The 24,568-nt window shown below is 69.8% G+C and carries 24 protein-coding genes and 1 pseudogene; 9 read left to right on the forward strand and 16 right to left on the reverse strand.

The window, feature by feature from the left end; all coding sequences use genetic code 11:
* Positions 1–74: 74 nt before the first annotated feature.
* Positions 75–222: pseudogene (locus tag ACFV4K_RS02645) on the forward strand (acyl-CoA dehydrogenase); the annotation flags it as partial.
* Positions 223–226: 4 nt separating this feature from the next.
* Here ACFV4K_RS02645 and ACFV4K_RS02650 read toward each other — a convergent pair.
* Positions 227–868, reverse strand: a complete 642-nt coding sequence (locus tag ACFV4K_RS02650; protein WP_379271510.1) for a response regulator — start codon at positions 866–868, stop codon at positions 227–229.
* Positions 865–2,019 carry a histidine kinase gene (locus ACFV4K_RS02655; RefSeq protein ID WP_379271512.1) on the reverse strand — a complete coding sequence of 385 codons (1,155 nt, stop codon included), beginning with the start codon at positions 2,017–2,019 and terminating at the stop codon, positions 865–867. Before ACFV4K_RS02655 ends, ACFV4K_RS02650 begins: the two co-directional genes overlap by 4 nt.
* A gap of 209 nt (positions 2,020–2,228) precedes the next feature.
* Between ACFV4K_RS02655 and ACFV4K_RS02660 the strand changes: the two genes are divergently transcribed.
* From ACFV4K_RS02660 to ACFV4K_RS02680, 5 genes are all read left to right on the forward strand, one after another.
* Positions 2,229–2,801: a heme-binding protein gene (locus tag ACFV4K_RS02660; RefSeq protein WP_379271513.1), complete on the forward strand. Its 573-nt coding sequence runs from the start codon at positions 2,229–2,231 to the stop codon at positions 2,799–2,801.
* Between the two features lie 217 nt (positions 2,802–3,018).
* Positions 3,019–4,569 (forward strand): TIGR02677 family protein, encoded by a 1,551-nt coding sequence (locus ACFV4K_RS02665; protein WP_379271559.1) that lies wholly within the window; start codon positions 3,019–3,021, stop codon positions 4,567–4,569.
* Entirely contained in the window at positions 4,569–6,011 is a 1,443-nt protein-coding gene (locus tag ACFV4K_RS02670) for a TIGR02678 family protein (RefSeq protein WP_379271515.1), read from the forward strand. Before ACFV4K_RS02665 ends, ACFV4K_RS02670 begins: the two co-directional genes overlap by 1 nt.
* Entirely contained in the window at positions 6,011–10,417 is a 4,407-nt protein-coding gene (locus ACFV4K_RS02675) for an SbcC/MukB-like Walker B domain-containing protein (RefSeq protein WP_379271516.1), read from the forward strand. Before ACFV4K_RS02670 ends, ACFV4K_RS02675 begins: the two co-directional genes overlap by 1 nt.
* A gap of 222 nt (positions 10,418–10,639) precedes the next feature.
* Entirely contained in the window at positions 10,640–11,842 is a 1,203-nt protein-coding gene (locus tag ACFV4K_RS02680; protein ID WP_379271518.1) for a hypothetical protein, read from the forward strand.
* A gap of 123 nt (positions 11,843–11,965) precedes the next feature.
* Here ACFV4K_RS02680 and ACFV4K_RS02685 read toward each other — a convergent pair whose 3' ends face one another.
* The 4 genes from ACFV4K_RS02685 to ACFV4K_RS02700 all read right to left on the reverse strand — a co-directional run bounded on the left by ACFV4K_RS02685 (position 11,966) and on the right by ACFV4K_RS02700 (position 15,015).
* Entirely contained in the window at positions 11,966–12,295 is a 330-nt protein-coding gene (locus tag ACFV4K_RS02685; protein WP_379271520.1) for a hypothetical protein, read from the reverse strand.
* A gap of 111 nt (positions 12,296–12,406) precedes the next feature.
* Complete coding sequence (locus ACFV4K_RS02690) at positions 12,407–13,786, reverse strand: metallophosphoesterase (protein ID WP_379271522.1); 1,380 nt, start codon at positions 13,784–13,786, stop codon at positions 12,407–12,409.
* A gap of 134 nt (positions 13,787–13,920) precedes the next feature.
* Positions 13,921–14,379 carry a cyanase gene (gene cynS / locus ACFV4K_RS02695; protein ID WP_379271524.1) on the reverse strand — a complete coding sequence of 153 codons (459 nt, stop codon included), beginning with the start codon at positions 14,377–14,379 and terminating at the stop codon, positions 13,921–13,923.
* A gap of 27 nt (positions 14,380–14,406) precedes the next feature.
* Complete coding sequence (locus ACFV4K_RS02700) at positions 14,407–15,015, reverse strand: carbonic anhydrase (RefSeq protein WP_379271526.1); 609 nt, start codon at positions 15,013–15,015, stop codon at positions 14,407–14,409.
* Between the two features lie 90 nt (positions 15,016–15,105).
* Between ACFV4K_RS02700 and cynR the strand changes: the two genes are divergently transcribed.
* Complete coding sequence (gene cynR / locus ACFV4K_RS02705; protein ID WP_379271527.1) at positions 15,106–16,071, forward strand: transcriptional regulator CynR; 966 nt, start codon at positions 15,106–15,108, stop codon at positions 16,069–16,071.
* Between the two features lie 75 nt (positions 16,072–16,146).
* Here the strand turns inward: cynR and ACFV4K_RS02710 are convergent, their stop codons facing one another.
* From ACFV4K_RS02710 to ACFV4K_RS02735, 6 genes are all read right to left on the reverse strand, one after another.
* Positions 16,147–16,539 carry a phosphotransferase family protein gene (locus ACFV4K_RS02710; RefSeq protein WP_379271529.1) on the reverse strand — a complete coding sequence of 131 codons (393 nt, stop codon included), beginning with the start codon at positions 16,537–16,539 and terminating at the stop codon, positions 16,147–16,149.
* A gap of 133 nt (positions 16,540–16,672) precedes the next feature.
* Positions 16,673–16,891, reverse strand: a complete 219-nt coding sequence (locus ACFV4K_RS02715) for a hypothetical protein (RefSeq protein WP_379271531.1) — start codon at positions 16,889–16,891, stop codon at positions 16,673–16,675.
* Between the two features lie 3 nt (positions 16,892–16,894).
* On the reverse strand, positions 16,895–17,344 hold the full coding sequence (locus tag ACFV4K_RS02720; protein ID WP_379271533.1) for a hypothetical protein: 450 nt from the start codon (positions 17,342–17,344) through the stop codon (positions 16,895–16,897).
* An 11-nt stretch (positions 17,345–17,355) separates the two neighbouring features.
* Complete coding sequence (locus tag ACFV4K_RS02725) at positions 17,356–17,808, reverse strand: NUDIX domain-containing protein (RefSeq protein WP_379271535.1); 453 nt, start codon at positions 17,806–17,808, stop codon at positions 17,356–17,358.
* On the reverse strand, positions 17,759–18,121 hold the full coding sequence (locus tag ACFV4K_RS02730) for a hypothetical protein (RefSeq protein WP_379271537.1): 363 nt from the start codon (positions 18,119–18,121) through the stop codon (positions 17,759–17,761). The genes ACFV4K_RS02725 and ACFV4K_RS02730 overlap by 50 nt, the downstream gene beginning before the upstream one ends.
* 8 nt (positions 18,122–18,129) lie before the next feature.
* A complete protein-coding gene (locus ACFV4K_RS02735) occupies positions 18,130–18,420 on the reverse strand; it encodes a hypothetical protein (RefSeq protein ID WP_379271538.1) in 291 nt (96 codons plus the stop codon).
* A gap of 168 nt (positions 18,421–18,588) precedes the next feature.
* Here ACFV4K_RS02735 and ACFV4K_RS02740 point away from each other — a divergent pair, with 168 nt between their 5' ends.
* Entirely contained in the window at positions 18,589–19,863 is a 1,275-nt protein-coding gene (locus ACFV4K_RS02740; RefSeq protein WP_379271540.1) for a helix-turn-helix transcriptional regulator, read from the forward strand.
* On the opposite strand, the gene ACFV4K_RS02745 is transcribed toward ACFV4K_RS02740, so the two are convergent.
* From ACFV4K_RS02745 to ACFV4K_RS02760, 4 genes are all read right to left on the reverse strand, one after another.
* Positions 19,860–20,510, reverse strand: coding sequence for an HAD family hydrolase (locus ACFV4K_RS02745; RefSeq protein ID WP_379271541.1), 651 nt, complete (start codon positions 20,508–20,510; stop codon positions 19,860–19,862). The two genes, ACFV4K_RS02740 and ACFV4K_RS02745, sit on opposite strands and share 4 nt — an antisense overlap.
* A 220-nt stretch (positions 20,511–20,730) precedes the next feature.
* Positions 20,731–21,306 carry a M15 family metallopeptidase gene (locus ACFV4K_RS02750; RefSeq protein WP_379271560.1) on the reverse strand — a complete coding sequence of 192 codons (576 nt, stop codon included), beginning with the start codon at positions 21,304–21,306 and terminating at the stop codon, positions 20,731–20,733.
* 102 nt (positions 21,307–21,408) lie between these two features.
* Positions 21,409–22,020 (reverse strand): M15 family metallopeptidase, encoded by a 612-nt coding sequence (locus ACFV4K_RS02755; protein ID WP_379271543.1) that lies wholly within the window; start codon positions 22,018–22,020, stop codon positions 21,409–21,411.
* Between the two features lie 18 nt (positions 22,021–22,038).
* The gene (locus ACFV4K_RS02760; RefSeq protein ID WP_379271545.1) at positions 22,039–23,715 is read right to left on the reverse strand and encodes a fumarate hydratase; all 1,677 of its coding nucleotides are present in this window, start codon (positions 23,713–23,715) and stop codon (positions 22,039–22,041) included.
* 216 nt (positions 23,716–23,931) lie between these two features.
* Between ACFV4K_RS02760 and ACFV4K_RS02765 the strand changes: the two genes are divergently transcribed.
* A complete protein-coding gene (locus ACFV4K_RS02765; protein ID WP_379271547.1) occupies positions 23,932–24,432 on the forward strand; it encodes a MarR family winged helix-turn-helix transcriptional regulator in 501 nt (166 codons plus the stop codon).
* The last annotated feature ends 136 nt before the right edge of the window (positions 24,433–24,568 follow it).

Genomic DNA, 24,568 nt, shown 5'->3' on the forward strand with positions numbered 1-24,568 from the left:
CCGCAATTCGGGGCCGGGGCGCGTCGCGATCCCGTACGATCCCGGTTTACCTGCCGAACAATGGATTTCACGGCGGAGGCACGCCATACAGTATCGGCCCACCGCACCGCAGGTGCTTGCGGCACTCACCGCCGGTACCGAATCACCGAGGAGATTCAGGTGCGCCGTGTCGCGGGTTACCTGTTCGGTTTCCTGCGCCAGTCCGCCCCCAAGGGCGTCTGACAGGCTACTTCAGCAGCCGCTGCTCGTTGGCGACCGCGACCGCCGCGGCCCGGGTGTCGACGCCGAGCTTGTCGTAGATGCGGCCCAGGTGGGTCTTCACCGTCGCCTCGCTGACGTGCAGGGCGCGCGCGATCTCGCGATTGCCCAGACCTTGGGCGAGCTGGCCGAGGATGTCGAGTTCGCGGGCGGTCAGCGCGGGCTGCGGGTTGCGCATGCGGTTGAGGACGCGGTCGGCGATCGGCGGGGAGAGCGCGGTGCGGCCCTGGGCGGCGGCGTGGATGGCGGCGAAGAGTTCTTCGGGCCGTTCGGCTTTGAGCAGGTAGCCGGTCGCGCCCGCGGCGATGGCGCGGGTGATGTCGGCGTCGGTGTCGAAGGTGGTGAGGACCAGGATGTAGGGGGCGGGCCGCACGGTGGTCGTGATGCGGCGGGTGGCCTCGATGCCGTCCATGTCGCCGCCGAGCTGCAGGTCCATCAGCACGACGTCGGGGTGCAGGCGTTCGGCGAGAGCGACGGCCTCGGGGCCGCTGCCCGCCTCGCCGACCACCTCGATGTCGGAGGCGCTGCCGAGCAGGGCGCGCAGACCCGCCCGGACCACCGCGTGGTCGTCGCAGAGCACCAGGCGGACAGGGGTTTTCGCGCCGTTCACGGCCGCTCCAAGGGAACTTCGGCGGAGACGACGGTGCCGTCCCCGGGGGCGGATTCGACGGTGAGGACACCGCCGAGCTGGCGCAGGCGGGCGCGCATGGCGGGCAGGCCGTGCCCGCGGTCGGCGGCGGTGGGCAGCGTCGCCGGGTCGAAACCCGTTCCGTCGTCGGCGATGTCGAGGACCAGGCGGTCGCCGAGATCGGTGAGGGTGATGGTGACGGTGTTCGCGTCCGCGTGCTCGCGCGCATTGGCCAGCGCGCCCTGCGCGATCCGCAGCAGCGCGGCCTCCACCCCCGCGGGCAGGCCCACCGCCGCGCCCTCGACGTGCACGCGCACGGTGAGGACGTCGCCGCCCTCCCGCCGCGCCATCGCCTCCAGTGCCGCGACCAGGGAGCCGCCCGCGGCGAGGTCGGTCGGCGCGAGGTCGTGGACGAAGCGGCGGGCCTCGGCCAGATTGTGTTCGGCCACCCCGGCCGCGCCGCGCACGTGCTCGCGAGCCGCGCCCGGGTCGCTGTCCCAGATCCGGTCGGCGGCCTGCAACAGCATGCGCTGACTCGACAGCCCTTGCGCGAGGGTGTCGTGGATCTCCATGGCCAGGCGCTGGCGTTCGGCGAGGGTGCCCTCGCGGCGTTCGGTGGCGGCCAGTTCGCGGCGGGTGGCGCGCAGGTCGTCGATGAGCGCGGCCTGTCGTTCGGTGGTGCGCAGCAGGCCCAGGAACAGCGCGGTGGTCAGGGCGGCGACCGCGGGCGGGGCCAGCAGCAGGTTCGGGTCGATCCAGCCCGCGAGCTTCAGCTGCGCCCAGACCACGAACGCGGTCAGCCCGGCGACCAGGGCCAGCGCCACCCGCACCGGCAGGATCCGCAGCCCGGTGTAGAGCAGCGGGACCGCGCACCACGCGAAACTCGGTGCGAGCAGGACCAGTACCGCCCAGCCCGACACCAGCAGCGCGAACCACACCAGCCGTTCGGAGGCGCGCAGCTCGCTCACCACGTAGAGCACGGCCAGCGCCAGCGAGAGCCCGATCACCCACGGCATGCGCGGACTCTCGGGATGCCGCAGCACGAATCGCAGCAGCGACGCGGCCAGCAGCACGTAGAAAGCGCTGTGCACGATGGTGCCCAGCAGCCGGGTGTCGTCACGGGACGACGGCATGCGAACACCTCCTCGGCGACAGTGACGGGCAAACACCCTCATTCTGCCGTGCACCCGCGGCCGTCCGGGTCATCCGATCGGTTGATACGGGGTTCGGCCGGACCGCGCGCCGAATCCCAGCCACTGCGCCGATGTGCCGGGACGTTCCGGGCCGCACGCTGGATGACGAACCGAGCGAACAGCTTTCACCGGAATCCCAGGAGGATGTCATGACCCCCGAACAGCCCGCGAACCCCACCCGCAAGCGCCTGATCATCGGCGGCGCGGTCGCGGCCGTCGCGGCGGCCGGGGTGTTCGGCGTGGTGTCGGTCAACGCCCAGGATCCCGACCCGGGCACGAAGACCCCGGTCGCGGCCGATGTGGCCAATGGCAACCTGGCGCAGAGCACCCACCTGACCATCGCCGCCGCCACCAAGGCCGCGCAGGCCGCCCTGGACGCCGCGGTCAAGGAGAACCAGCACGTGACGGTCGCAGTGGTGGACCGCGACGGCAATACCGTCGTCACCCTGCGCGGCGACGGCGCGGGCCCGCAGTCCTACACCTCCGCCCAGCAGAAGGCGTTCACCGCGGTGTCCTGGAACGCCCCGACCTCGGTGCTGGCCAAGCGTCTCGACGGCGCGCCGCACCTGGCCGACATCGACGGCACCCTGTTCCTGGGCGGCGGCGCGCCGGTCACCGCCAAGGGCGGCGCGCCGATCGCGGGCATCGGGGTCGCTGGCGCGCCGAGCGGCGATCTGGACGAGAAGTTCGCGCAGGCGGGGGTCGCCGCGCTGGGCAACTGATCGTCCGGTTCACACCTCGTCATCAGGACCGTGAGCAGCGGAACCGGTCACCCCGGCCGGATCGGGCGCGCCGACACTCGGCACGATTCCGAACCGGTCGGCAGGGGGTACTAACCTTCTCCCGGTGACCGAGTCCGCTGACGGATTGCTGCCCGCCCCGAAGGGGGTCGGGTCCGAGGAGATTCCAAGCGCGGAGAGGCGGAGCGACACCGACCGGCTGCGGCTGTTCTCCTTCGCCACCGCCGAGAAGCGGGCCGACTACCTGTGGGTATTGCGAGCCTTCGATACCGCCCGCGCCGCCTATGTGGTGCTGCTCCACGCCTCCGACGTGGCCGACACGCTCGAACGTTGCCCGGGTGCGCCCGCGCTCACCGCCACCGAGGTCGGGCCGCTGCTCGAACAGCTGCATCACTGGGGCGTGCTGGAACGCAGTTACGACGGCACCCGCGCGGCCACCCTGGCCGAGTACCGGAACCGGCACTTCGTCTACCAGTTCTCCCAGGCCGGATATCAGGCCTTCCGCGCGGTGTCCGACGTACTCGAGGCCCGCCTCGACGAGGCGGCGCTCTCGCGGCTGGTGCTGCCGGAACTGCTCGCGGATCTGCACACCCTGGCCGAGGCCAACAAGAGCGCCGACGCCCCGCGCGTCTACCGGGTGCTGAACCGGCTCGACCGGGCGCTCACCGATCTGGCCGAACGCGCCGCGCACTTCTATCTGACCCTGGGCGATCTGGTCCGCACCACCGAGGCCACCCCCGAGGCGTTCCTCGCGCACAAGGACGCGCTGCTGGCGCACATGCGCGAATTCTCCATGGACCTGGCGCGTTTCGCGCCCCGGCTGGCCACCGCCATCCGCGAGGTCGAGGACACCGGCGTCGAGGACCTCATCGAACGCGCCGCCCGCTGCGACGAACGGGTGCTGCTCGACCCCGAAGAACGCCAAGCGGATTGGCGAGCCCGCTGGCAGGGCCTGCGCGGCTGGTTCATCGGCGACGACGAGGGCGGCCTCACCGAATGCGAGCGACTGCGCGAGGCCACCATGAGCGCCATCGCCGCCGTGCTGTCGCTGCTGCGCCGGGTGACCGAGACCCGCAAGGGCGGCGTCAGCCGCGAATCCGCGCTGCGGCACCTGGCGGGCTGGTTCACCGCCGCCCCCAGCGCGGACGCCGCGCACGCCCTCTACGACGCGGTGTTCGGCCTGGGACGGCCACGGCACCTGGCCATGCAGCATCCCGACGCCGACGTGATCCCCGCCATCCGATCCTGGTGGGACGCACCGCCATTGGAGATCGCCCGCACGCTCGCCGAGACCGGGCGGCCGCCCACGCCGGGCGCGCCCGCGCGGCTGCAACGCAATGACGCCGGCATCCGGCGGCTGCGCCAGGCCCAGCTGGACGCCCAGCGCGCCCGCGCCGAGGCCGCGCGCTCGCTGGCCACCACCGACCTCTACGACCGCGAACTCGACGAGGGCGAGACCGAGGTCCTGCTGAAACTGCTCGACGCCGCCTCCACCGCGTGGGTGCCGGTGAGCGGCCGAGTGCCCGGCACCTCTGGTTCCGACAACGGCGTCACCCTCACCGTCTCCGAACACGAGGGGTCCACGCTGGTCCGCACCTCCAAAGGCGTGCTGTACCTGAACAACCGACGCCTGGAAGTGCGCGAGACGGGCTCCTTGCGAGGACGTAAATCCCCTGCGGCGCAGAAGGATCGGGCCGACTCACCGCCACCGGGCGACGAGCCCGGCGGCCAGGGCGAGGAGGTCCGCTGATGCACGCGCGCACCATCGATTCACTGGCCCTGGACAGCTACCAGCGCGCCGCCCGGGTCATCCTGGCCAACCATCTGGTCACCCGCACCTATCCCGATCGGATCGCGCTGCCGCTGTTGCGGCGGTGGGCGACCGAACTGCGCGAGGATCTGGCCGAACTGTTCGGCTACCGCCTCGAGGTCACCGAGACCACGGCGCGCCTGTTCCCGGTCCTCGACGAGCTCGACGCGGGCCGTCCCGCCCGCACCACCGGCGACCGCGTCTTCGACCGCCGCCGCTACGCGTACCTGGCGCTGGCGCTGGCCGCGCTGGGCCGCGCCGGGGATCAGATCACCTTGTCGGAGTTGGCCGATCAGGTGGCCGCCTACACCGAACGGGTCGACGGACTCGAGCTCGCGCCGGACCGGGCCGCCGATCGGGACGCCTTCGTCGACGCGGTGGGCTGGCTGGCGGCGCGCGGCGCGGTCACCCTCGCCGACGGTGACGCGGGCGGCTGGGCCAGCGACCCCGAGGCCGGGGAGGCGCTCTACGACATCGACCGGTCCATCGTGTTCGCCCTGTTCCGGCCGCCGCGCGCGCTCCAGCACCTGCAGAGCGTGACCGGGCTGCTGTCGGAGGCGGCGGGCGGCGGGGCCGAAACCCGTTCCCCCGCACAGGCCGCCGCGGCCCGCCGGGTGCGCCGGGCGCTGGTCGAGAAGCCGGTGGTCTACGCCGACGAACTCGAGGAACCCGAACGGTCGCTGCTGGCGCAGGAGAAACTGGTCACCGAGGTCGAGTCGCTGACCGGGCTGAAGGCCGAGCGGCGCGCGGAAGGCGTTGCGCTGATCGACAGTTCGGGCCGGCTCTCCGATGTGCGGTTCCCCGGCACCGGCACGCTCGCCCAGGTGGCGCTGCTGCTGGCGGGTGAGATCGCGGACCTGGTCCTCGACATCGACAATCCGGTCGAGCGCAGGCCGCGACCCGAGCGTCCGTACACCGATCTGGTGGAACAGCTCGACAGCGCCATCCCCGCCACCACGGTCTTCGCGCCGCTCGCCGACCCCCTGGATGTGTTCGGCGCCCAGGAGGATTCGGACGAGCCCGCCGAGGAGCCCGAGATCGCGGAGTTCCCGTTCCTGGAATCCTCGTGGATCCGCGACACCGTGAAGATGCTCACCGACCGGTACGGCAATACCTTCGCCGCGCAGTGGCAGGCCGATGTCGCGGGCCTCACCGGCGAGGTGGTGTCACTGCTGGAACGGCTACGCCTGGTGGAGCTGGTCGACGGCGGGTTGCTCATCCTGCCCGCGCTGGCCCGCTACCGGGGCGCGATCGTGACCATCCGCACCCGCGCGGAGTCCGAATTGTTCCTCTCCCCCACCGAACTCGGCGCGGACGACGCGCCCACCGACAGCACCGCGGGCACTGCGTCCGACAGCACAGCGAAGGGATCGGGGAACTGATGGCCGACCACATTCACGGTGGAGTCCGCTTCGTCCCGACCCGGGCGGGCATCATCAACCTCTGGGACTACCGCGACCAAGAATTCTGCTTCGCCGACGGCCGCCTGGTGCTGCGCGGCCCCAACGGCTCCGGCAAGACCAAGGCCCTCGAGGTGCTGTTCCCGTTCGTGCTGGACGGCCGCATCGAGCCGCGCCGCCTCAACCCGTTCGCGGGCGAGGAACGCACCATGAAGTCGAACCTGCTGTATCGCAAGCAGGAATCGGCCTACTCGTACGTGTGGATGGAGTTCGCCCGCGGCGACTGGGACTCCCCCGAGACCGTCACCATCGGCATCGGCATGCGCGCCACCCGCTCCAACGACAAGGTGACCCGCTGGTACTTCGTCGCCGACGGCCGTGTCGGCGTGGACTTCTCGCTGCTGGGCCCCGACGACCGGCCGCTGACCCGCAAGCAGCTGGCCGAGCAGATCGGCTCCGACACCATCGTGGACCGGCCGGTCGAATACCGGGCGGCCATCGACGCCCGCATGTTCGGGCTCGGGCAGCAGCGCTACGACCAGCTGATCAATCTGATCCTGACGCTGCGCCGCCCGCAGCTGGCCAAGAACCTGGACCCGCGCGGACTCTCGCAGGCCCTCACCGACGGCCTGCGCCCGCTCGACGAACAGCTGATCCTCGACGCCGCCCGTTCCTTCAGCGATATGGAGGAGGTCGGGCGCACCCTCGAGGGCCTGGTGCAGGCCGACACCGCGACCCGCGATTTCGTCACCGTCTACCGGAAATACCTGGCCGTACAGGCGAAGACGGACGTCGACCAGGTGCGGACGCGTCTGGACACGGTGACCCACGCGGGCACCGCCCTGCACGCCGCGGCGGCCCTGCGCACCCGCCGCGACACCGAACGCGGCGCCGCCGAGACCCGCGCCGAGGACGCCGACCGCGCCTACGAACAGGCCCTCGCCGACCGCGAGACCCTGCAGCGCTCCAGCGCCTACGAGGGCAAACAGCAGCTCGACGACCTCGCCGACGCGGTGCGCCGCCTGGAGACCTCCGCCGCGGTCCACCACGACAAGGCGCTGAAATCCCGTCAGACCGTGGACCAGCGGCTCGAGGAGGCCGAGCGGGCGCAGGCGGCGGTCGCCCATGCCGGCTCGGCGCTGTCGCGCGGTGAGGACGAATTGCGCGCGGTCGCCGAGGAAGCCGGCATTCCCTGGACCACGCTGCCGGAATCGGCGCGCGCCGACCACCTCACCACCACGGTCCGCTCGCACGCCGAGGAACGCGACGGCGACGTCCGCGCGGTCCGGCGGGCGCTCACCCTGGTCGACCAGGCGGGCGCCGAACGCACCCGCGCCGAACGCGCCTCCGGCCGCGCGGTGGAACTGCGTGATGCCGCGGCCGCCGAGCTCGCCGAGGCCGAAGCCGCTGTCGCGCTGGCCCGTTCGAACACCGCCATCACCCTGCGCGACTGGTGGGACACTCACCGCGAGGTGTATACCCCCATCCGCACCGGGCTGTTCGAAGCGCTCAACGAGGCCCTCGGCGAGGTCGGCACCGAACCGCTCGCCCGCGGTGGCGGCACACCGACCGGCCGCGCCAAGAAGGGCAAGGGCGCGTCAGGCACCGAGACACCCGCGACCGGCGAATCCGCCCAGGACGCACCGGGTGCCGGGGCGGCGCTGGAGGACTTCCCCGTCCCCGCCACGCCCGCCGAGGTGCTGGCCGAGCGCGCCGAACCGCTCACCGAGGAGATCCGGGGCCGCCGTCAGGAGGCGCGCGCCCGCGTCGCCCAGGCCACCGCCCGCGCGAGCGAACTGCGGGCCGAGCGGGAGCGGGTCGCGGCCGAACGCGACGACGCGCCACCGGCTTTCGCGGCCCGTACCGACGCGCGCGCGGAGCGTCCCGGCGCGCCGCTGTGGCGTCTGGTCCGCTTCGCCGACGGTGTCGCGCCGCAGCAGGCCGCCGGACTCGAGGCGGCGCTGCAGGCCGCGAACCTGCTCGACGCGTGGGTCTGCGCCGAGACCGAACTGCCGCCGCACGCGTCCGACCAGTTCCTGGTGCCGCTGCCGCCCGAACAACGGCCCGGCGGACGCACGCTCGCGGATGTCCTGGTCGTGGAGGACGATTCACCGTCGCTGACGGTTCCCCGGGAGACCGTCGCCGGGGTGCTCGCCTCGATCGCCCTCTACGAATCCCCGCACGCGGCGGCCATCGGCGCGGGAGCGGACAAGGCGCACATCGTCTCCGGGGCCGCCGCGCAACCGGTCGGCGTCGAGGGGCGGCTGACCATCGCGACCGACGGCCGCTATCGCCAAGGCGTCCAATCGGGTCGGCACGTCAAGACCGACGCCGAATTCGTCGGCGCCACCGCCCGCGCCCGCCGCCGCGAATTGCGGCTGGCCGAATTGGCCGCTGCCGTCGAAACGGCCGTCGCCGAGGCCGAGACCGCCCAGACCGAGGAGCAGGCCGCCACGGCCGAGCTGGGCCGGATTTCGGCCGCCGCCAAGGCGCTTCCGCGCACCACCGCCGTGACGGCCGCCCTGCGCGGCGTCGCCGAGGCCGCGGGCATGCTGCGCTCGCGCTCGGAGGCGGCCGCGCAGGCCGAGCGGGACCTCGATCAGGCGGTGGCCGAATACACCAACGCGGACAAGAAGGTCCGGGCCATCGCCGCCGACCACCGCGCGCCCCGCGATCCGGTCGAGCTGGACGCGCTGGCGGCCGCGGTCCGGCACTTCGAGAACGCCGGAACCGCGCTGCTGCGTCTGCGCGGCGACCATCAGCGCGAACACGAGCGGGCCCGCGAGGCCGGGGACCGCCTCGACGAATCCAAGGATCTGGCCGAGGCGTTCGCCGAGGAGGCCGAGGCCGCCCGCTCCGGATACGAAGAGCAGCTGCGCAAACTGGAGACCCTGCGCGAGGCGCTGGGCGCCGGCGCCGCCGACATCGATCGCGAACTGGAACTGGCCCGCGAACGCATCGACGCCGCCCGCGCCGAGCAGAAGGCCGCCCGCAAGGCCGCCGCCGAGGCCATCGAAGCGGTCGGCGCCGCCGAGGGCGCGCACCGCGCCGCCCACGACACCCTGGGCACCGCGCTCACCGAATTGCTCGCCGACGTCCGCCATCTCGCCCCCTACGCGCGCCCGGACCTGCTCAGCCTGCTGGGCGCGCCCGCCGACAGCCGCTGGCCCGCCAGCGACGCCGCCTGGTCCACCCCCGAGCAGCTGCTGTACCGCATCGAGAACGGCGATCCCGAGCAGGAACCGGCCGTGCTGCCCGCCGAGGTGGCCGCCCTGTTCGAGAACCTCGCCACCGCAACCGCTTCGGTGCGCGCGGGCGAGGCGGCCCGCAAGGCCACCCGCAGCGCCGTCACCACCGCCCTGCAGGAGTTCGACGCCGCGCTCGCCGCGGCCCGCCAGGACTACCGCCTGCACTGGGACGCCGCCGACGGCCTCACCGTGGTGCAGGTGCACGACGACCACGGGCTGTCCTCGCTGGCCGATTTCGCCGAGCGCATCGGCGCGGCCCGGCGCGATCAGGAACTGCTGCTCACCGACGCCGAGCGCCGCATCCTCGAGGACGCGCTGCTGACCGGGCTGGCCCAGCAGATCCACGAACGCACCTCCGACGCCCGCGATCTCATCTCCCGGATGGGCGCGGAGATGAAGCAGCGCCGCATGTCCTCGGGCAACACCATCGGCGTGCACTGGGTGCTGGCCGACAACCTGTCCGAACCGGCGCGCTCGGTGTGCAAGCTGCTCGACCGCGACTCCGCCGATCTCACCCCGGAGGACCTGTCGACCGTCCGCGCCTACTTCGCGGCCGAGATCCGCACCGCCCGCGCCGCGCACCCGGAGCGCTCGTTCCCCGAGATCCTCGCGGCCACCCTCGATTACCGCACCTGGCGGGTGTTCTCGTTCACCATCCTCACCGCCGACGGCACCGAGGACCGCCTGACCGTGGCCCGCCACAGCGCGCTCTCGGGCGGCGAGCAGTCGGTCTCGCTGCACCTTCCGCTGTTCGCGGCCGCGCACGTGATGCTCGACTCCGCCGACCCGCAGGCGCCGCGCCTGCTGGCGCTGGACGAGGCGTTCGCGGGTGTCGACGACAACGGCCGCAGCGAACTGCTCGGGCTCTCGGTGCAATTCGACCTCGACCTGTTCATGACGGGCTACGACCTCTGGATCACCTACCCGCACGTGCCCGCCTGCGCGCACTACGACCTGGCGCACTCGGCGGCCGAGAACACGGTCAGCGCCACACTGCTGGTGTGGGATTCGGACGATCTGCTGGCCGAGCACGACGGCACCGACCTCACCTCCGCGCTCGGCTCGCCCAACCGGCGGCGCCTGCCGCACGGACTGGAGGGCGCGATCCCGATGGACGAGGAACTCGAGCTGACCGATTGACCCGATCCGGGCATCGGCAACCCCACTGGACACCGGCCGCGGCGGCGGGTTCGTCCTGCCCGGACGGACACCCCGATCCGCGTGTCGCAGTGCGGCGCGCCGTAAGGATTGGACCAACGGCAAACCAACAGTTTCGCGGTTGGGCGTGTATCGACTAGAAATGTCTTCCGTGCCTACCGGAATCACGTGCCAGCCATCGGGAGTCCCTGGACGGGGGACCAATTGACGATCGACAACCCGCGCGAGGACGACGTCACCCAGCTGGCGCTACGGGTCGAGAAGGCCCGCGGCCGGCTGGCCTACCAATACGATCCCGCGCTGACCGACGCGCTGTCGGAGAACGAGCTCGTCGCCGAGCGCGACCTCGCCGAGCGCATCCGCGAGCAGGAGCGCGCGCAGCGCTGGAAGTACGCCGAGGCCTCGGCTGCCGCGGCGGATCGCGCCCGCCAGACCACCGAAGAGATTGAGAAGGCCGACATTCGCGACTTGCTGCTCGCCCGCAAGGCGATCGCCGCGCAGCGGCGGGAATCGAGCCCGCACGCCAAACTGGCGTCGCTGTACAAGCATCGGGCGTGGAGCCAGCGCGCGCTCGCCGGTGTCGTCGCGGCCGGCATGCTCTGGTCCGCGGTCAACGTGCAGCACAATATCGCCCCCGGCGGCGCCTCCGATCCCCTCTACTGGTTCAGCTACCTGCTCGAAGGCATGATCTCGGTCTGCCTCGTGATCATCATGATCGGCACCAACAAGGTCGCCGAGTGGGGTGTGATCGACAGTCGCCGCCAGGTCGTGGTGGCCGAGATGGCGCTGCTGAGCCTGACCGTCATCCTCAACACCTACCCGTACCTGAAGAACGGCAGCTGGTACGACGTGGCCGTGCACGCCATCGCGCCGGTGATGATCGGTGTGGCGCTGCTGATCCACAATGCCGCGGCATCCCGGTACGGCCTGGCCATCGTGCGCGCCACCGACCAGATCCGGGACCTGCCCGATCCGGGTGAGCAGATCCGGCGCGCCATGCCGACCGTCGTGGCCTGGCCCACCCGCCCGACGCCGACGTCGGCCGGCGGCACCGCCACCGGACCCGCCGCGCTGACCGCGGGGCCCGCTGAGGGCGACAAAACCGTTGACGCAGAAGCACAAGTGGTCGAACCTCGGCCCACCGCCAAGGCCGAAAGCCAGGCGGAACCCGCGAAGTCTGCGGACAAGGAGCGTCGCTCGGCGACGGGCAAAAGTCGCAAGCCCGACGAGGACGAACGGTCACCGCTCGCCGATCTGACCGATCCCGTCCCTCCGCTGAATGTCTATGACACCGGCCAGTTCCGGATCGCCGAGACCCTGGAGCAGGAACTCGCCGAACTGCAGGCCGCCCGCCGCCGCGCCCGCGCCGCGTCGCGCCCCCGCAATGGCGCCGCCGTCGACGACTGACACGCGAACGTCCGCGCTCGTGTCCTGACCGAACGAAATCGACCCCGGTACCGCTGGTGCGGCGCCGGGGTCGATTCGTGTGCGGATCAGGTGGATCGGATGATCGGGATCCCGCCGATCCGGTCAGTGCCCGCCCGGGCGGGCCGGGTCGACCGGCACCACGACCGCCGAGCGCGGCTGGGCCGGAGTGCCCACGTGCTGGAGGTACCCGAGCCAGCCGGTGCCCACGAAGACCGCGAGCAGCACCGCCGTGGGGAGTTCGAAGAACAGCCAGCTGGTGGCGAAGAAGATGTCTCTCCACGGGTGAACGGGTCGCTGAGCGATGCGGACGGGCGGGCGCTGGTGCCGGAGCGTGCCGTGATTCGAACGGTACTGCCTGCCCTGCCTGCCCACCGTGCCTCCGTTGCTGAAGAAGTGCCGAACCAGGATGTCGAGCCCGCGCCGTGCGCACACCGGTGAACGAGCCGTCGCCGCGCGCACTCGCACCAGGCAGTATGCCGAACAGAACGAACATTCGGGTCGCAATGACCGAATATTCCGGTGCGTCGGGCGGATTGCCCCCGACTAACCGGACAATCCCGAAAAATCGCGCAGGACAACGTGATTACGATCGGCACAACTGCCCAGCGCGTGATCCGGGTGCAGTCCAAGATATTGGCTGCGCGTGCGGGTGCTCCAACGCCGCGCCGCCTCGGACCGCGTCTTGAAGAAGTTGATCGTGTAGCCGCCCTCGTAGACGCGGATCAGGGTGTATCCGCCCGGATACTCCTTCACCGCACCCACTTCCAGGAATTCCACGCCGATCCCGGAATCCGGGCGGGTGCGCCGATTCCGGTGGGTGTGCCCGCTGTGGTGCAGGAACACCCCGGGCGCGCTCGCGTACAGAGCGTGCAGCGCGGCCGCGTTGGAACGGTCCAGCACGAACCCGGGCCCGCCCGGATTGCTCACGGCCGCATGCCGGGTGACCGGGTGGTGGCCGAAGATCAGTGTCGGCCGGTCGGGTTCACCGCGCAGCAGTTCGCGCAGGTGGGCCAGTTGCGGCGCGGCGAGGGTGCCGCCCGCGCCCCGCACCCGGGTGGTGTCGAGACCGATGAGGCGCAGTCCGCCCGCGAAATACTCGACCAGCCGGTCGCGCGGCTGGAAGACCTCGCCCCAATGGTCGGGCTCCTCCGGCGGCCGGACATCGTGATTCCCCCGGCACACGAAGTAGTCCCGGCCCAGCTCGCCCCATTCGTCGAGGCGGGCGCGGACGCCCCGCGACTGCTCGGCGGTGCCGGAATCGGTCAGGTCGCCCGCCACCACCAGCTGATCGGCGGCCCGGTCGGGCAGGCGCAGATCCTCGAGCAGGGCGGTGAGCATGAAGTCGGGATATTCGTCGGTGCCGTGGCGCAGGCCCTCGAACAGGCCCGCGAACAGCCCGCTGGCCGGTTCGCCGTAGTGCAGGTCGTTGGCGAGGGCGATGGTGCGGATCAGCCGCCCGGGCGGCGGGGTGGCGGTGGTGAAGACACCGGTGGATTCGGGTGTTCCGGAACGCCGGGTCACCAGGGTGCGGGCGGACACGGCCCGGCGGCCGTCGGAGTACGCCTCGAACCGATAGGCGCGCCCCGGTTCCAGGCCCCGGATCTCCGCGTAGTGGTAGGGAGTCCGACGCCCTTCGGACAACCAGGTGCGCGGTTGCCCGCGTCCGTCGGCGGGGGCCAGGCGCACCTCGGTGTCGGCGGGGACCGGCCGCAGCCGCCCGGCGCGGTTGCGGGCCCGGGTGGTCCAGGTCAGGATGGCCGAATCAGCGGTCACCGTCACCAGTTCCAGATCCGAGGCCACCACCGTCTCCTGCGGGGTCCGGGTCCGGTCGGCGAAGATCGGGCGCGGCGTGCGCACGGCGACGGCCGCCGCCCCGCTCGCCGCATTGGCCAGCCACATGGTTCGAAGTCGCGGTTCCAGCATCACATCTCCGTCCGCTGCGCTCCCCCACGAACGATGGTAAGGCGGCCAGTTGAACCGCCCGATGCCCGGACATGACCGAACGGCTTCCGATTCCGGACATTCAGGCCATGTCCCGGCAATGGGGACGTCGAGCGTCAGAACGGCTTGGTCGGCAGGTACTTTCCGTCCAGGGTGATCACCGCGCGCTCGCCGCCCTCGGGGTCGGCGACCTTCTTCACGTCCAGGCGGAAGTTGATGCCGTCACCGAACTGCTCGTGCACCAAGGCCTTCAGCGTGGTGCCGTAGACCTGCAGCATCTCGTAGAAGCGGTAGATGGTCGGGTCGGTGGGGACACCGCCCGGGATCGAGCCGCGCAGCGGGATGGTCTGCAGCAGCCAGGTCGCGTCGGCGTCCAGGTCCAGCAGCTCGGCCACGGCCAGCGCCGACTTCTCCGGCAGCGGGTGCTGGCCCAGGATGGCGGCGGTGGTGAAGGCGGGCGAGAGCCCGGCGGCGTCGGCGATCTGCTGCCAGGTCAGGTCCTTGGCGATCTTGGCGGCGACGGCGGCGTCGGCCAGGGCTTCGCGGGCGGTGGGATCGAACTGTGCGTGCACCATGGGAGGTTTCCTTTCGAAGGGAGGGAATCAGGCGGCGAGGGTGGAGAATTCGCCGGCGGCATCGAGCGCCTCGACGCGCCCGGAGCCGATGTCGTACACCCAGCCGTGCAGGGTGAGGGTGCGCCGGGCCAGGGCCCGGGCCACCGCGGGATGGGTGGCGAGATTGGCCAGCTGCGCCACCACATTGTGGCGAACCAGCGCGGATACCGCTGCGGCGCCGGTGATCTCGGGATCGACGGCGGCGCGGGCGGCGTCGGCATGCCGCAGCCAGCCCGCGACCGCGGGCAGACCGGACAGGTCCTGGCCCTCGGCGAGCGCGGTCATCGCCCCGCACGCCGAGTGGCCGCACACCACGATGTCGCTGACCCCGAGCACGCCCAGCGCGTACTCGATGCTGGCGACCACACCGCTGGCCGCGCCGGGGGTGTGCGGCGGGACCAGATTGCCCGCATTGCGGATGACGAACAGCTCACCCGCTTCGGCGGAGGTGATGAGTTCGGGCACCACGCGGGCGTCGGAGCAGCCGATGAACAGCGCACCCGGGCGGTGGTCGCCGGCCAGGCGGGCGAACAGCCCCGCCTTGCCGGGGAAGACATCGCGCTGGAACCGTCCGAGACCGTCTGCGAGGTTCGGCATGGGAACTCCTTCCGAGTGCGGCGGCCCCGTTCGGGCCGATGCCATTCACCCTGTCCGACCTGTGGCTATAGTGTCCAAGACTTGATATCGATGGAGGTCATTGTTGTCATCTATAGTCAGGCTGTGACCCCGGAACTCCGGCATCTGCGCTACCTGCTCGCCGTCGCCGAGCACGGCAACTTCACCCGCGCGGCCGAGGACCTGCACCTGTCCCAGCCCACACTCTCCCAGCAGATCCGTCAGCTCGAACGCCTGGTAGGGGTGCCGCTGCTCGACCGCACCGGGCGGTCGGTCCGCCTCACCGACGCGGGCGCGGTGTACGCCGAGCACGCCCGGCGGGCGCTGCGCGAGCTGACCGCCGCCGACCGCGCGGTCCACGATGTCGAGGACCTCGCCCGCGGCACCCTGCGCCTCGCGGTCACCCCGACCTTCACCCCCTACCTGGTCGGCCCGCTCATCGCCGAATTCCGCGACCGCCACCCCGGTATCACCCTGGAGGTGAGCGAAAGTGCCCAGGAGGCCATGGAATCCGCCATCCTCGCCGACACCATCGACATCGGCATCGCCTTCCTCGGCACGACACCACCGGGCATCGCGGCCACCCCGCTGTTCGAGGAGGACCTGAGCCTGGTCGTCGGCGAGCACAGCACCGTGCGCTCACCCCTGCCCATCGCCGCTCTCGCCGATCAGGAACTGGCCCTGCTCAGCCGCGATTTCGCCACCCGGGGCCACATCGACGACTACCTCCGCGACCACGCGGTGACACCGCGAATCACCGTGCAGGCCAATGCCGTCCAGTCGGTCATCGAAATCGTGCGCCGCACCGCCCTGGCGACCGTCTTGCCGCCCCCGATCGCCGCCGCCTACCCCGGTCTGCGCCCCATCAACCTCGATCCCCCGATGCCCACCCGCACGGTCGCCCTGCTCCGCCGAGAGCAGGCGTATCAACCGGCCGCCGCCCGCGCCTTCACCGACCTCATCCGGCAGTGGGTCCACGACCATTCCTTCGAGTACGGTTGTCTGGTTCCGAATATTGCTGAGGCACAAGATCGCTAGGTGCTTCATGTCGACGGTGGGACGACCGGCTGGGTGCTCACCGGCCGCTCGCGCGGCCCTCGTCGAGTCGGTGCTTCACCGGTATGGATGCCAACGGGCATTGAGAGTCTCCTCGCGGAGTGTGCGCAGTCGGTGTTGATGCTCGGCCGCGACCTCGGGCCGTCGGCCGAGGTCGGGTAGCGCGCTGGTGACGAGGATAAGCTCACGAATGCGCCGGAGCGTCGGCCACTCGCTCGTTTGGGTGACGTCCCAGCCGCAGGCTGCCGAGAACTCTCTGTAGAAGCCGGTTCGCCCGAATCGTTGAGCGACCACCGCGCAGACGACGAGATCCCATGCCACCGGACCGATTCCGGTACTGTCGAGGTCGCCGAGCATGATCCGTCCGGACGGATCTCGCAATAGATTTCCCGTGTGCGCGTCTCCGTGAATCACAGCACGCGTCGGAGAGATGCGTTCGAATTTGTTCACGGGCGCAATCCCATTGGCCCGTAAGCCAATCGAGGTCGCTGTTGATGCCCCACGCGGCAGACGCCCGGAGATGCCAGAGAGATGTAGGGCTCCCAGATATATCCTGGGAGCCCTACCGCGTTCGCTAGCCACCTCAGTAGTCGCCTTCGCCTCGCTGTCTCCGCGGCGAGCCCCCGACAGCCTGGATTTCCTGAGCCGCCGCGACGAGCATCTCCACCACACGATCAGCGCCAGCAGGGTCGACACCGCGCAGCGCTGCGTGCGCCTCTTCCCAGATCGCCTGAAGCCGCTTCACCAGACTCTCCGTCGCCGCCCTGGTGTCAGCCGGTGCACTGGGAGTTTCATCGGTCATGGGTCAATCGCCCTCCTTCGGGGGCCGATTCTCGCAGGTGAGCACGTTCCTGTATTCGGAATGGGCGTCGTAGCCGAAGTCTCCGCTGGAGTCGTTGCCCTTGACGTGGAAACTCATCCGCCAGGTGCCGTTGTAGCAGTGAGTCGAAACCCTGAAATCGACTTGGGGAGCAGGGATATCGGCGTTGTTGGCGAACTCGGCGACCACCCAGTGATCACCTTCCTCGTATTCGAGGGTCAGCGTCCCGAAATGGGTAGCCGGGGCCTTGGTGCAGCGAGCTGTACCGAAGCCGAGGATGTTGGGCTGTACGACCGTGGGCGTGCCGGTGAAATCGAACGTGCAGTAGTTGATGCCGGGCCATGCTTCGGCGGTCCCGGTGCCAATGGTGACCACCGCCGTCACTGCGGCGATCATCACAGCGGTGATGGCGCAGGATATCCTGGTGTGGCGCATGGGATTTGACCTCATTCAGTTGCGGCGTCGTTGGCAGGCTGACCGGGGTCGCGCGGATGCCTGATGCCCGCGAAGTAGTCGGCCAGCATCTCGTTTTCCTCGAATCCCAAGACGGTGGCCTCGATGTTGGTCTTGCTGAACCAGCGCAGCTCCTGGCCCTCGGTCAGCGTGATCTCGCCCAAATCCAGATCCAGGCGGGTTCGGAAGGTGTGTTCGCGCAGTCCCCAATGCCGATCACGCGTGCAATGGTGCTCGACCTTGGCGGGATCCAGGATCACGCCGATTTCTTCCTCGATTTCTCGGATCACGTTCTCGAGCGGCGTTTCTCCGTCCTCACGGACCCCACCGAGCAGGGCCCACATCCCAGGGCACGGGATGTCGGGCTTGTCGTCGCGCAAGAACAGCAGCACCTCGTCACGGCTGTTGCGGATGATGATGTTCGAGCCCTCTTGGGTGATCGTCATTCAGCTGCTCCTCGTAGTCGTCGGTGCGGTGACCTCGGGTATTGGATGCGGGGCGGCGCGGATCGCGGCGGATCGGGTCGTCGTCGTCCAGGTCGATCACCGAGAGCGGTTCGGCATCGATAACGTCGGCGATGAGGCCGGCTGCCTCGAGCGCAGCCACATCCCGCCGTACGGCCCCGAGCATGCCGCACGGCGTGATCGAGGGCCCAGGCCATCCGTCCGAGCCGAGCAGTGCCCAGGACCCATCCTGATAGCAGACCCACCCGGTATGGTCGCCCTTGTTCAACTGCGCCAAGATGTCCTCGATAGACACCGCAACGCCTAGCTCTTCGCGGGTCCGGTCCGGGCGGCGGTTCTCCTCTGGCCCGGTTCCGGAATGTCAAGCAGTGCGCGACCGCGCCTGCCGATCGCGAAGCGTGATCCTGTGGATGTCAGCGTCCATGCGTTGCCGCGCATGCCCTTAGTGCCGACGGTGAAGCCTTTGGCGGCGAGCGATCTCATACCGGTCTGGGCGCTGCGGACAGATATGCCTGCGGCGCAGGCGATCTGATCGACCGTGAGCTGGCCGCCTGATGCCAGCGCGCGCATCACTCTGACTTCTGTCGTATTCACGGAAGGTCCCCTCCCGAGCTTCGATGCGTCGCTGCCGGGTTCGGCAGCTGATTCCCAGAATGCCACTGGTCAATGTCCCAAGACACGTCATTTGAGGAGACATAGCAGAGACATTTTCCGTCTCCATGAGGACATAGATTCCCGACCACGGGGGTAAGATGGTGCGGCATGACATCCCCACTTCGCCTGGCGCGCTTGAGTCTTGGCTTCCGATCCCAGGAGGATCTGGCGAAGGCCCTCAACGAAACCGCTCGGAGCATCGGTCTCCGCATCGCGGTGACGAAGAAAACGATCGGGCGATGGGAATCGGACGCACCGCCATGGCCGCAGGCAGACCATGCACAGGCCCTGCAGGCCTTGTTCAATCGGCCGATCACCGAGCTGGGCTTCAGCTCGTCCCGCAGATCCGGCTCCGAATCAGCTCGCCCGCAGGCGATCGGAAGTCGCGAGACCTGGGCGTCTCGACATGCGGGCGCGGTACTGGGGGCGCTGCCCCAGTCGGTGGCATCGGACTTCATGTCCGCGGCGGCCGCGTACCGCCGGATGTATTGGTCGGTGCCCGCTGACCGGCTGCAGCAGCTGGTAGCCACCCATTCCGCGCTGGGATGGGATCTGCTGGAACAGGTTCCGGCGTCCGGCCAGAAGCTGATGGCCCGTGCCGTTGCCGAAACCAGCCTCTTGGCGGGCCGTCTGGAGTTTTTCGATCTGCGGCAGCCGCAACTCGCGGTGGCGAGTTTCGGTCTTGCGCTACGAGCGGCGGGCCGTGCCGATGACGCACTTCTGGGTGCGGCGACCTTGGCGCACATGGCATTCGCACCTGCGTTCGCAAACGACGCCGAAGGCACGGACCCCCCGCCGCAACGGCTCGAGGCTGCACGCGAGAGCATGCGCGGTGCACGCGTCTTCGCACAGCGCGGAGACGCCGGAGCGGAGATGATCGCGTGGCTGGACGCGGTCGAGGCCGAGGTCGAAACTCGGATCGGCGGCGTCGACCGCGCACTCGAACTGCTCGATCACGCCGAGCAGGTATACGCCGAGCACGACCCGGAAGCAGCCCCGAGCCCGGCGTGGCTGGATTGGTTCTCGCCCGCACGGCTCGCTGGTTTCAAAGGCAACACCCAAATCGCCGCCGGACAGGGCGTGGCCGCGCGTGAGACGCTAGAGCGGGCGCTGGCGGACTTGCCCCTCGATGCGATCAAACAGAGGGCAGTGCTCTACGCCGATCTGGCTGCTGCCGAGGTACTCGACCGGAATCCGGAGAAAGCGTGTGCGCATCTCGGCAAGGCGTTGGAATTACTCGGCGAACACTGGTACGCGACCGCGATGGACCGTGTACGAACCGTGCGGCAGACCCTCCGGGAATGGGATTCGAGCGCCGCGGTGCGCGATCTCGACGGCCAGCTGTACAACTGGCACACCATGATCAGGTCGCTGGCCACCTAACCGCTCTCTGCGACAACAATTTCCGGTAGTTCGTGGAGGTCGCGGATCGTCCAGTCGGATAGTTCCGCGACCTCTGGCAGGTCTCGCTGAATCCACCCCCAGGGCCCACGCTGGATGTACGCGGTGCGCATGCCTACCGTCTTCGCGGGAGCGATGTCGTTCTCGACGCGGTCGCCGACGTAGACGATCCGAGAGGCCTCGCAGGGTGCGACCTCGACCACTTTCTCGAAGAACTCGACCGCAGGCTTCTGAACACCCCAATCGTCCGACGTGGCGATGAAATCGGCTGGCAGATCGAGACTTCGGAGGATCCGGCCCGACCGAACCGTCTGGTTGCCGACGATCCCGACCCACACTCCCAACTCCCGCAGCTTCGACAACGCGGGTCGAACGTCGATGTAAAGGTCCTCTTCCCCATAAGTTTCCGGCTGCCCCGCTCGCGCCCGCGCTTCCCGCTCCTCAGCCAGATCGAAACCGGGCCGGAACACCTGAAACGCGTCACGATAATCCTTGCCCTGAGCGATCGTCGCACCGAACACGGAAACGAACGTATGCCTCGGCACCCCGAGCCAATCAGCCCATGTGCCGTACTCCCGTGTCTCATCCACGAGCGTTTCCCCGACATCGAACACAACAGCCTCGATCATTGGCCAAACGCTACCCGGTACCGATCAAACCCTCAGCGGCTGATCGCTTGGCATGCTCCGTCAGCATGACAGCCACAGGCTTCCCAGTGCCACCGGACAAGTGACGAACAAGCATTCGCCCAATCTGCCCACACCTACAACGGATGTGTGAGGTTTGGTGCTCGGCGATACTGGGTCGAAAAGGGTATCGAATTCGGCTGCGCGGTCTCGTGCGCCGGGCTCAGCGCTGACTGGCGTCTGGCAGACGGGCCGGGCAGGGGCCGTCGGGGACGGTGGCCAGTTCGAAATGCCACCACTCGTTGTCGTACATCCGGCACAGGCCCCAGTGGGAGCCGTTGGCTTCCAGCCACGTAGCGCCCTCGATCGGGCCCACGTCGATGGCCTGGCCGGTGACGTGGGTGGATTCGCCGGGCGGCAGCACCCAGCGGCGCGCCGCCTCCGGGCTGCCGTAGGTCTGTAAGCCGTCCTCCCAGAGAACTTCCTGCTCGCCGGGCGTGCGGTAGCCGGAGGTGATCCAGAGGGTGACGCCGGCGGCGTCGGCATCGCGCGCGGCGGCGGCGAAGGCGGCGGCCAGCCGGGGGTCCAGGCCCTCGGTGCCCTCGGCGACGGCCTCGGCGGACGGGATGCCCCCGGGGGCCTGGTCCGGAAGCTGCTCGGCGGCAGCGCGGGTCGCGGTCACCACCGTGACCGAGCCGCCGACCAGTCCAGCGCTGGCGAGCACGGCCAGGGCCGCCGCCCGGCGGGTTCCGGCGGGCCGTCGCCGCCGCTCGACCAGGTCAGGACCGGCCACTCGCATCCACACGCCTCCAGGTTCGAAGTTCAGCCTCGGGTATACCCGAACCGGCCATCCGGTCCGATCACTTCGCGAATTTTCCTACCCGCCAGTCGATTCCGCGATTCAGCGCTGACTCGCGTCGGGCAGCCGCGCGGGGCAGCCGAGGCCGGGCACGGTCGCCAGCTCGAAGTGCCACCACTCGTTGTCGTACATCCGGCACAGCCCCCACCGGTTCCCGTTGGCTTCCAGCCACGCCGCGCCCTCGCGCGGCCCGACATCGATGGCCTGCCCGCTCACGTGCGTGGACTCGTTCGGCGGCAGCACCCACCGGCGCGCGGCCTCCGGACTCCCGTAGGTCCGAATCCCGTCCTCCCACAACACTTCCTGCTCGGCGGGGGTCCGATATCCCGACACGATCCACAATGGCACGCCCTGCGCCTGCGCCGCGCCCTGGGCGAGCCGGTAGGCGAACGCGAGCAGCGGATCGAGATTGTCGGTCTCCGCCGCGACCGGGGCGACCCGGGGATTGGACGACGCGACAACGCCTGTGGGAGAGGTCATGTCGTCCGGGGCGGCGTGGGCGACCGCCGGGGTCAGCGCAGCCACCGTCAGCACGGCGGCGCACCCGAGCAGGGTGGCCCCGCGCCGGAAGGATCGGGGCCCGAGGGCGGCGGGTGCGGTGGCCGTGCGCCCGGCGGTGTTCCACCGGGGCGCAAGGTTGTCCGAATACCGCATCCGCCTGCCTCCTGCTGGTTAGACGCGCTCCTTGGAGCGCTCGCGCACGCGCAGCGCGATCGGCTTCGAGGTCTCGGCGAAGAAGTCGTTGCCCTTGTCGTCGACGACGATGAAGGCGGGGAAGTCCTCGACCTCGATCTTCCACACGGCTTCCATGCCGAGCTCAGGGTATTCGAGGACCTCGACCGACTTGATGCAGTCCAGCGCCAGACGCGCGGCGGGGCCGCCGATGGAGCCGAGGTAGAAGCCGCCGTGCTCCTTGCACGCCTTGGTGACCTGCGCGGAGCGGTTGCCCTTGGCCAGCATGACGTGCGAGCCGCCCGCGGCCTGGAACTGGTCGACGTAGGAGTCCATGCGGCCCGCGGTGGTGGGGCCGAACGAGCCCGACGCGTAGCCGTCGGGGGTCTTGGCCGGACCGGCGTAGTAGACGGCCATGTCGCGCATGTACTGCGGCATGGGCTCGCCCGCGTCCAGGCGTTCCTTGATCTTGGCGTGCGCGATGTCGCGGGCCACGACCAGCGGGCCGGTCAGCGACAGGCGGGTCTTGACCGGGTACTTGGAGAGCTCGTCGCGGATCTCCGACATCGGCCGGTTCAGGTCGATCTTGACGACGTCGCCGCCGAGGATGGCGTCGGTCTGCTCCGGAAGGTACTGCGCCGGTTCACGTTCCAGCTGCTCCAGGAACACGCCCTCGGGGGTGATCTTGGCCAGCGCCTGACGGTCCGCCGAGCAGGACACGGCGATGGCGACCGGGCAGGACGCGCCGTGGCGGGGCAGGCGGATGACACGCACGTCGTGGCAGAAGTACTTGCCGCCGAACTGCGCGCCGATGCCGAAGGACTGGGTCAGCTGGAAGACCTGCTCCTCGAGCTCGAGGTCGCGGAAGCCGTGCGCGGCCATCGAGCCCTCGGTGGGCATGTTGTCCAGGTAGTGCGCCGAGGCGTACTTGGCCGTCTTCAGCGCGAATTCGGCCGAGGTGCCGCCGATCACGACCGCCAGGTGGTACGGCGGGCAGGCCGCGGTGCCCAGCGAGCGGATCTTCTCGTCCAGGAACTCCAGCATGCGATCGGGGTTCAGGATCGCCTTGGTCTCCTGGTACAGGAACGACTTGTTGGCCGAGCCGCCACCCTTGGCCATGTACAGGAACTTGTACGACGGCTGCGCGGGATCGCCCTGGTTGGAGTACAGCTCGATCTGCGCGGGCAGGTTGTTGCCGGTGTTCTTCTCGTCCCACATATTGATGGGCGCGAGCTGCGAGTAGCGCAGGTTCAGCTTGGTGTAGGCGTCGAACACGCCGCGCGAAATCCATTCCGCGTCATCGACTCCGGTGAGCACGCCCTCGGACTTCTTGCCCATCACGATGGCGGTGCCGGTGTCCTGGCACATGGGCAGGATCCCGCCCGCGGAGATATTGACGTTCTTCAGCAGATCCAAGGCCACGAACCGGTCGTTGCCGCTGGACTCCGGATCGTCGATGATCTTGCGCAGCTGCGCGAGGTGCGCGGGCCGCAGGTAGTGGCTGATGTCGTGCATCGCCTCCGCGGTCAGCATCCGCAGCACCTCGGGCTCGACCTGCAGGAAGGTGCGCCCGTTCGCCTCGAACGTGCTCACGCCCTCGGTGGTGAGCAGCCGGTACGGCGTGTCGTCCTTACCGATGGGCAGCAGATCCGAGTACAGGAAATCAGGCGCGGTCACGAAGCGGACTCCTCGAGCAGGGCTGGGGCTGGTCAGCCGACGGTTCAAGCACAGTGACTCTATCCAGCGCCCGCCGCGCCCCCGCCGACAGGTGCGGGTTGCGGGCCCTGCACAGGTACAGGTTGCACCTTCAACCGGGCAGGTGTTACCTGTCCATGATGTGCTTGTCGGCGGCGGGGAGGACTTAGCATGGTGGCGGAACCCTGGAGTGGAACTGTGGCGCAGACCCGTTGGCTCGATGATGTCGAGATGCGCGCGTGGCTCGGATTCGTGTTCACCCGCGATCTGATCGCCGCCGCGGTCGGACGCGATTCCCTACGCGAGTCCAATCTGACCTACGTGGAGTACACCGTGCTGGCCCGGCTGGCCGACGCCCCGGATCACCGGCGGTCCTTCGCGGAGCTGGCGGCGGTGCTGGAGTGGTCGCAGAGCCGGTTGTCGCATCAGATCACGCGGATGGAGAAGCGCGGGCTGGTGGCGCGGGAGTCGATTCCCGACGACGCGCGCCGCACCGCGGCGGTGCTCACCGACAAGGGTGTGCACGTGCTCGATTCGGCCGCGCCCGCGCACGTGGACAGTGTTCGCCGCCACATGGTGGATGTGCTCGATCGTGGCCAGCTGGCCGCATTGGCCGACATCTACGACACCCTGCTGGCCCATCATCGCGGCACCGAACCCTCACTCGGCCGGGCCGTGAGCCGTGAGCAGCACACCTGACACGAAATCGCCTGCCCACCTCGGTTTGGTTTGGCACCCATCGGGTAGTGGGTAAGACTAGGCTCGGCACCGGCTTCCCATGTTGGTCGGCACCGAGCACACGGCTGGCTACGGTCGTGGAAGTGAGCACCCGACC

Source organism: Nocardia sp. NPDC059764 (assembly GCF_042732555.1).
GTDB lineage: Bacteria > Actinomycetota > Actinomycetes > Mycobacteriales > Mycobacteriaceae > Nocardia.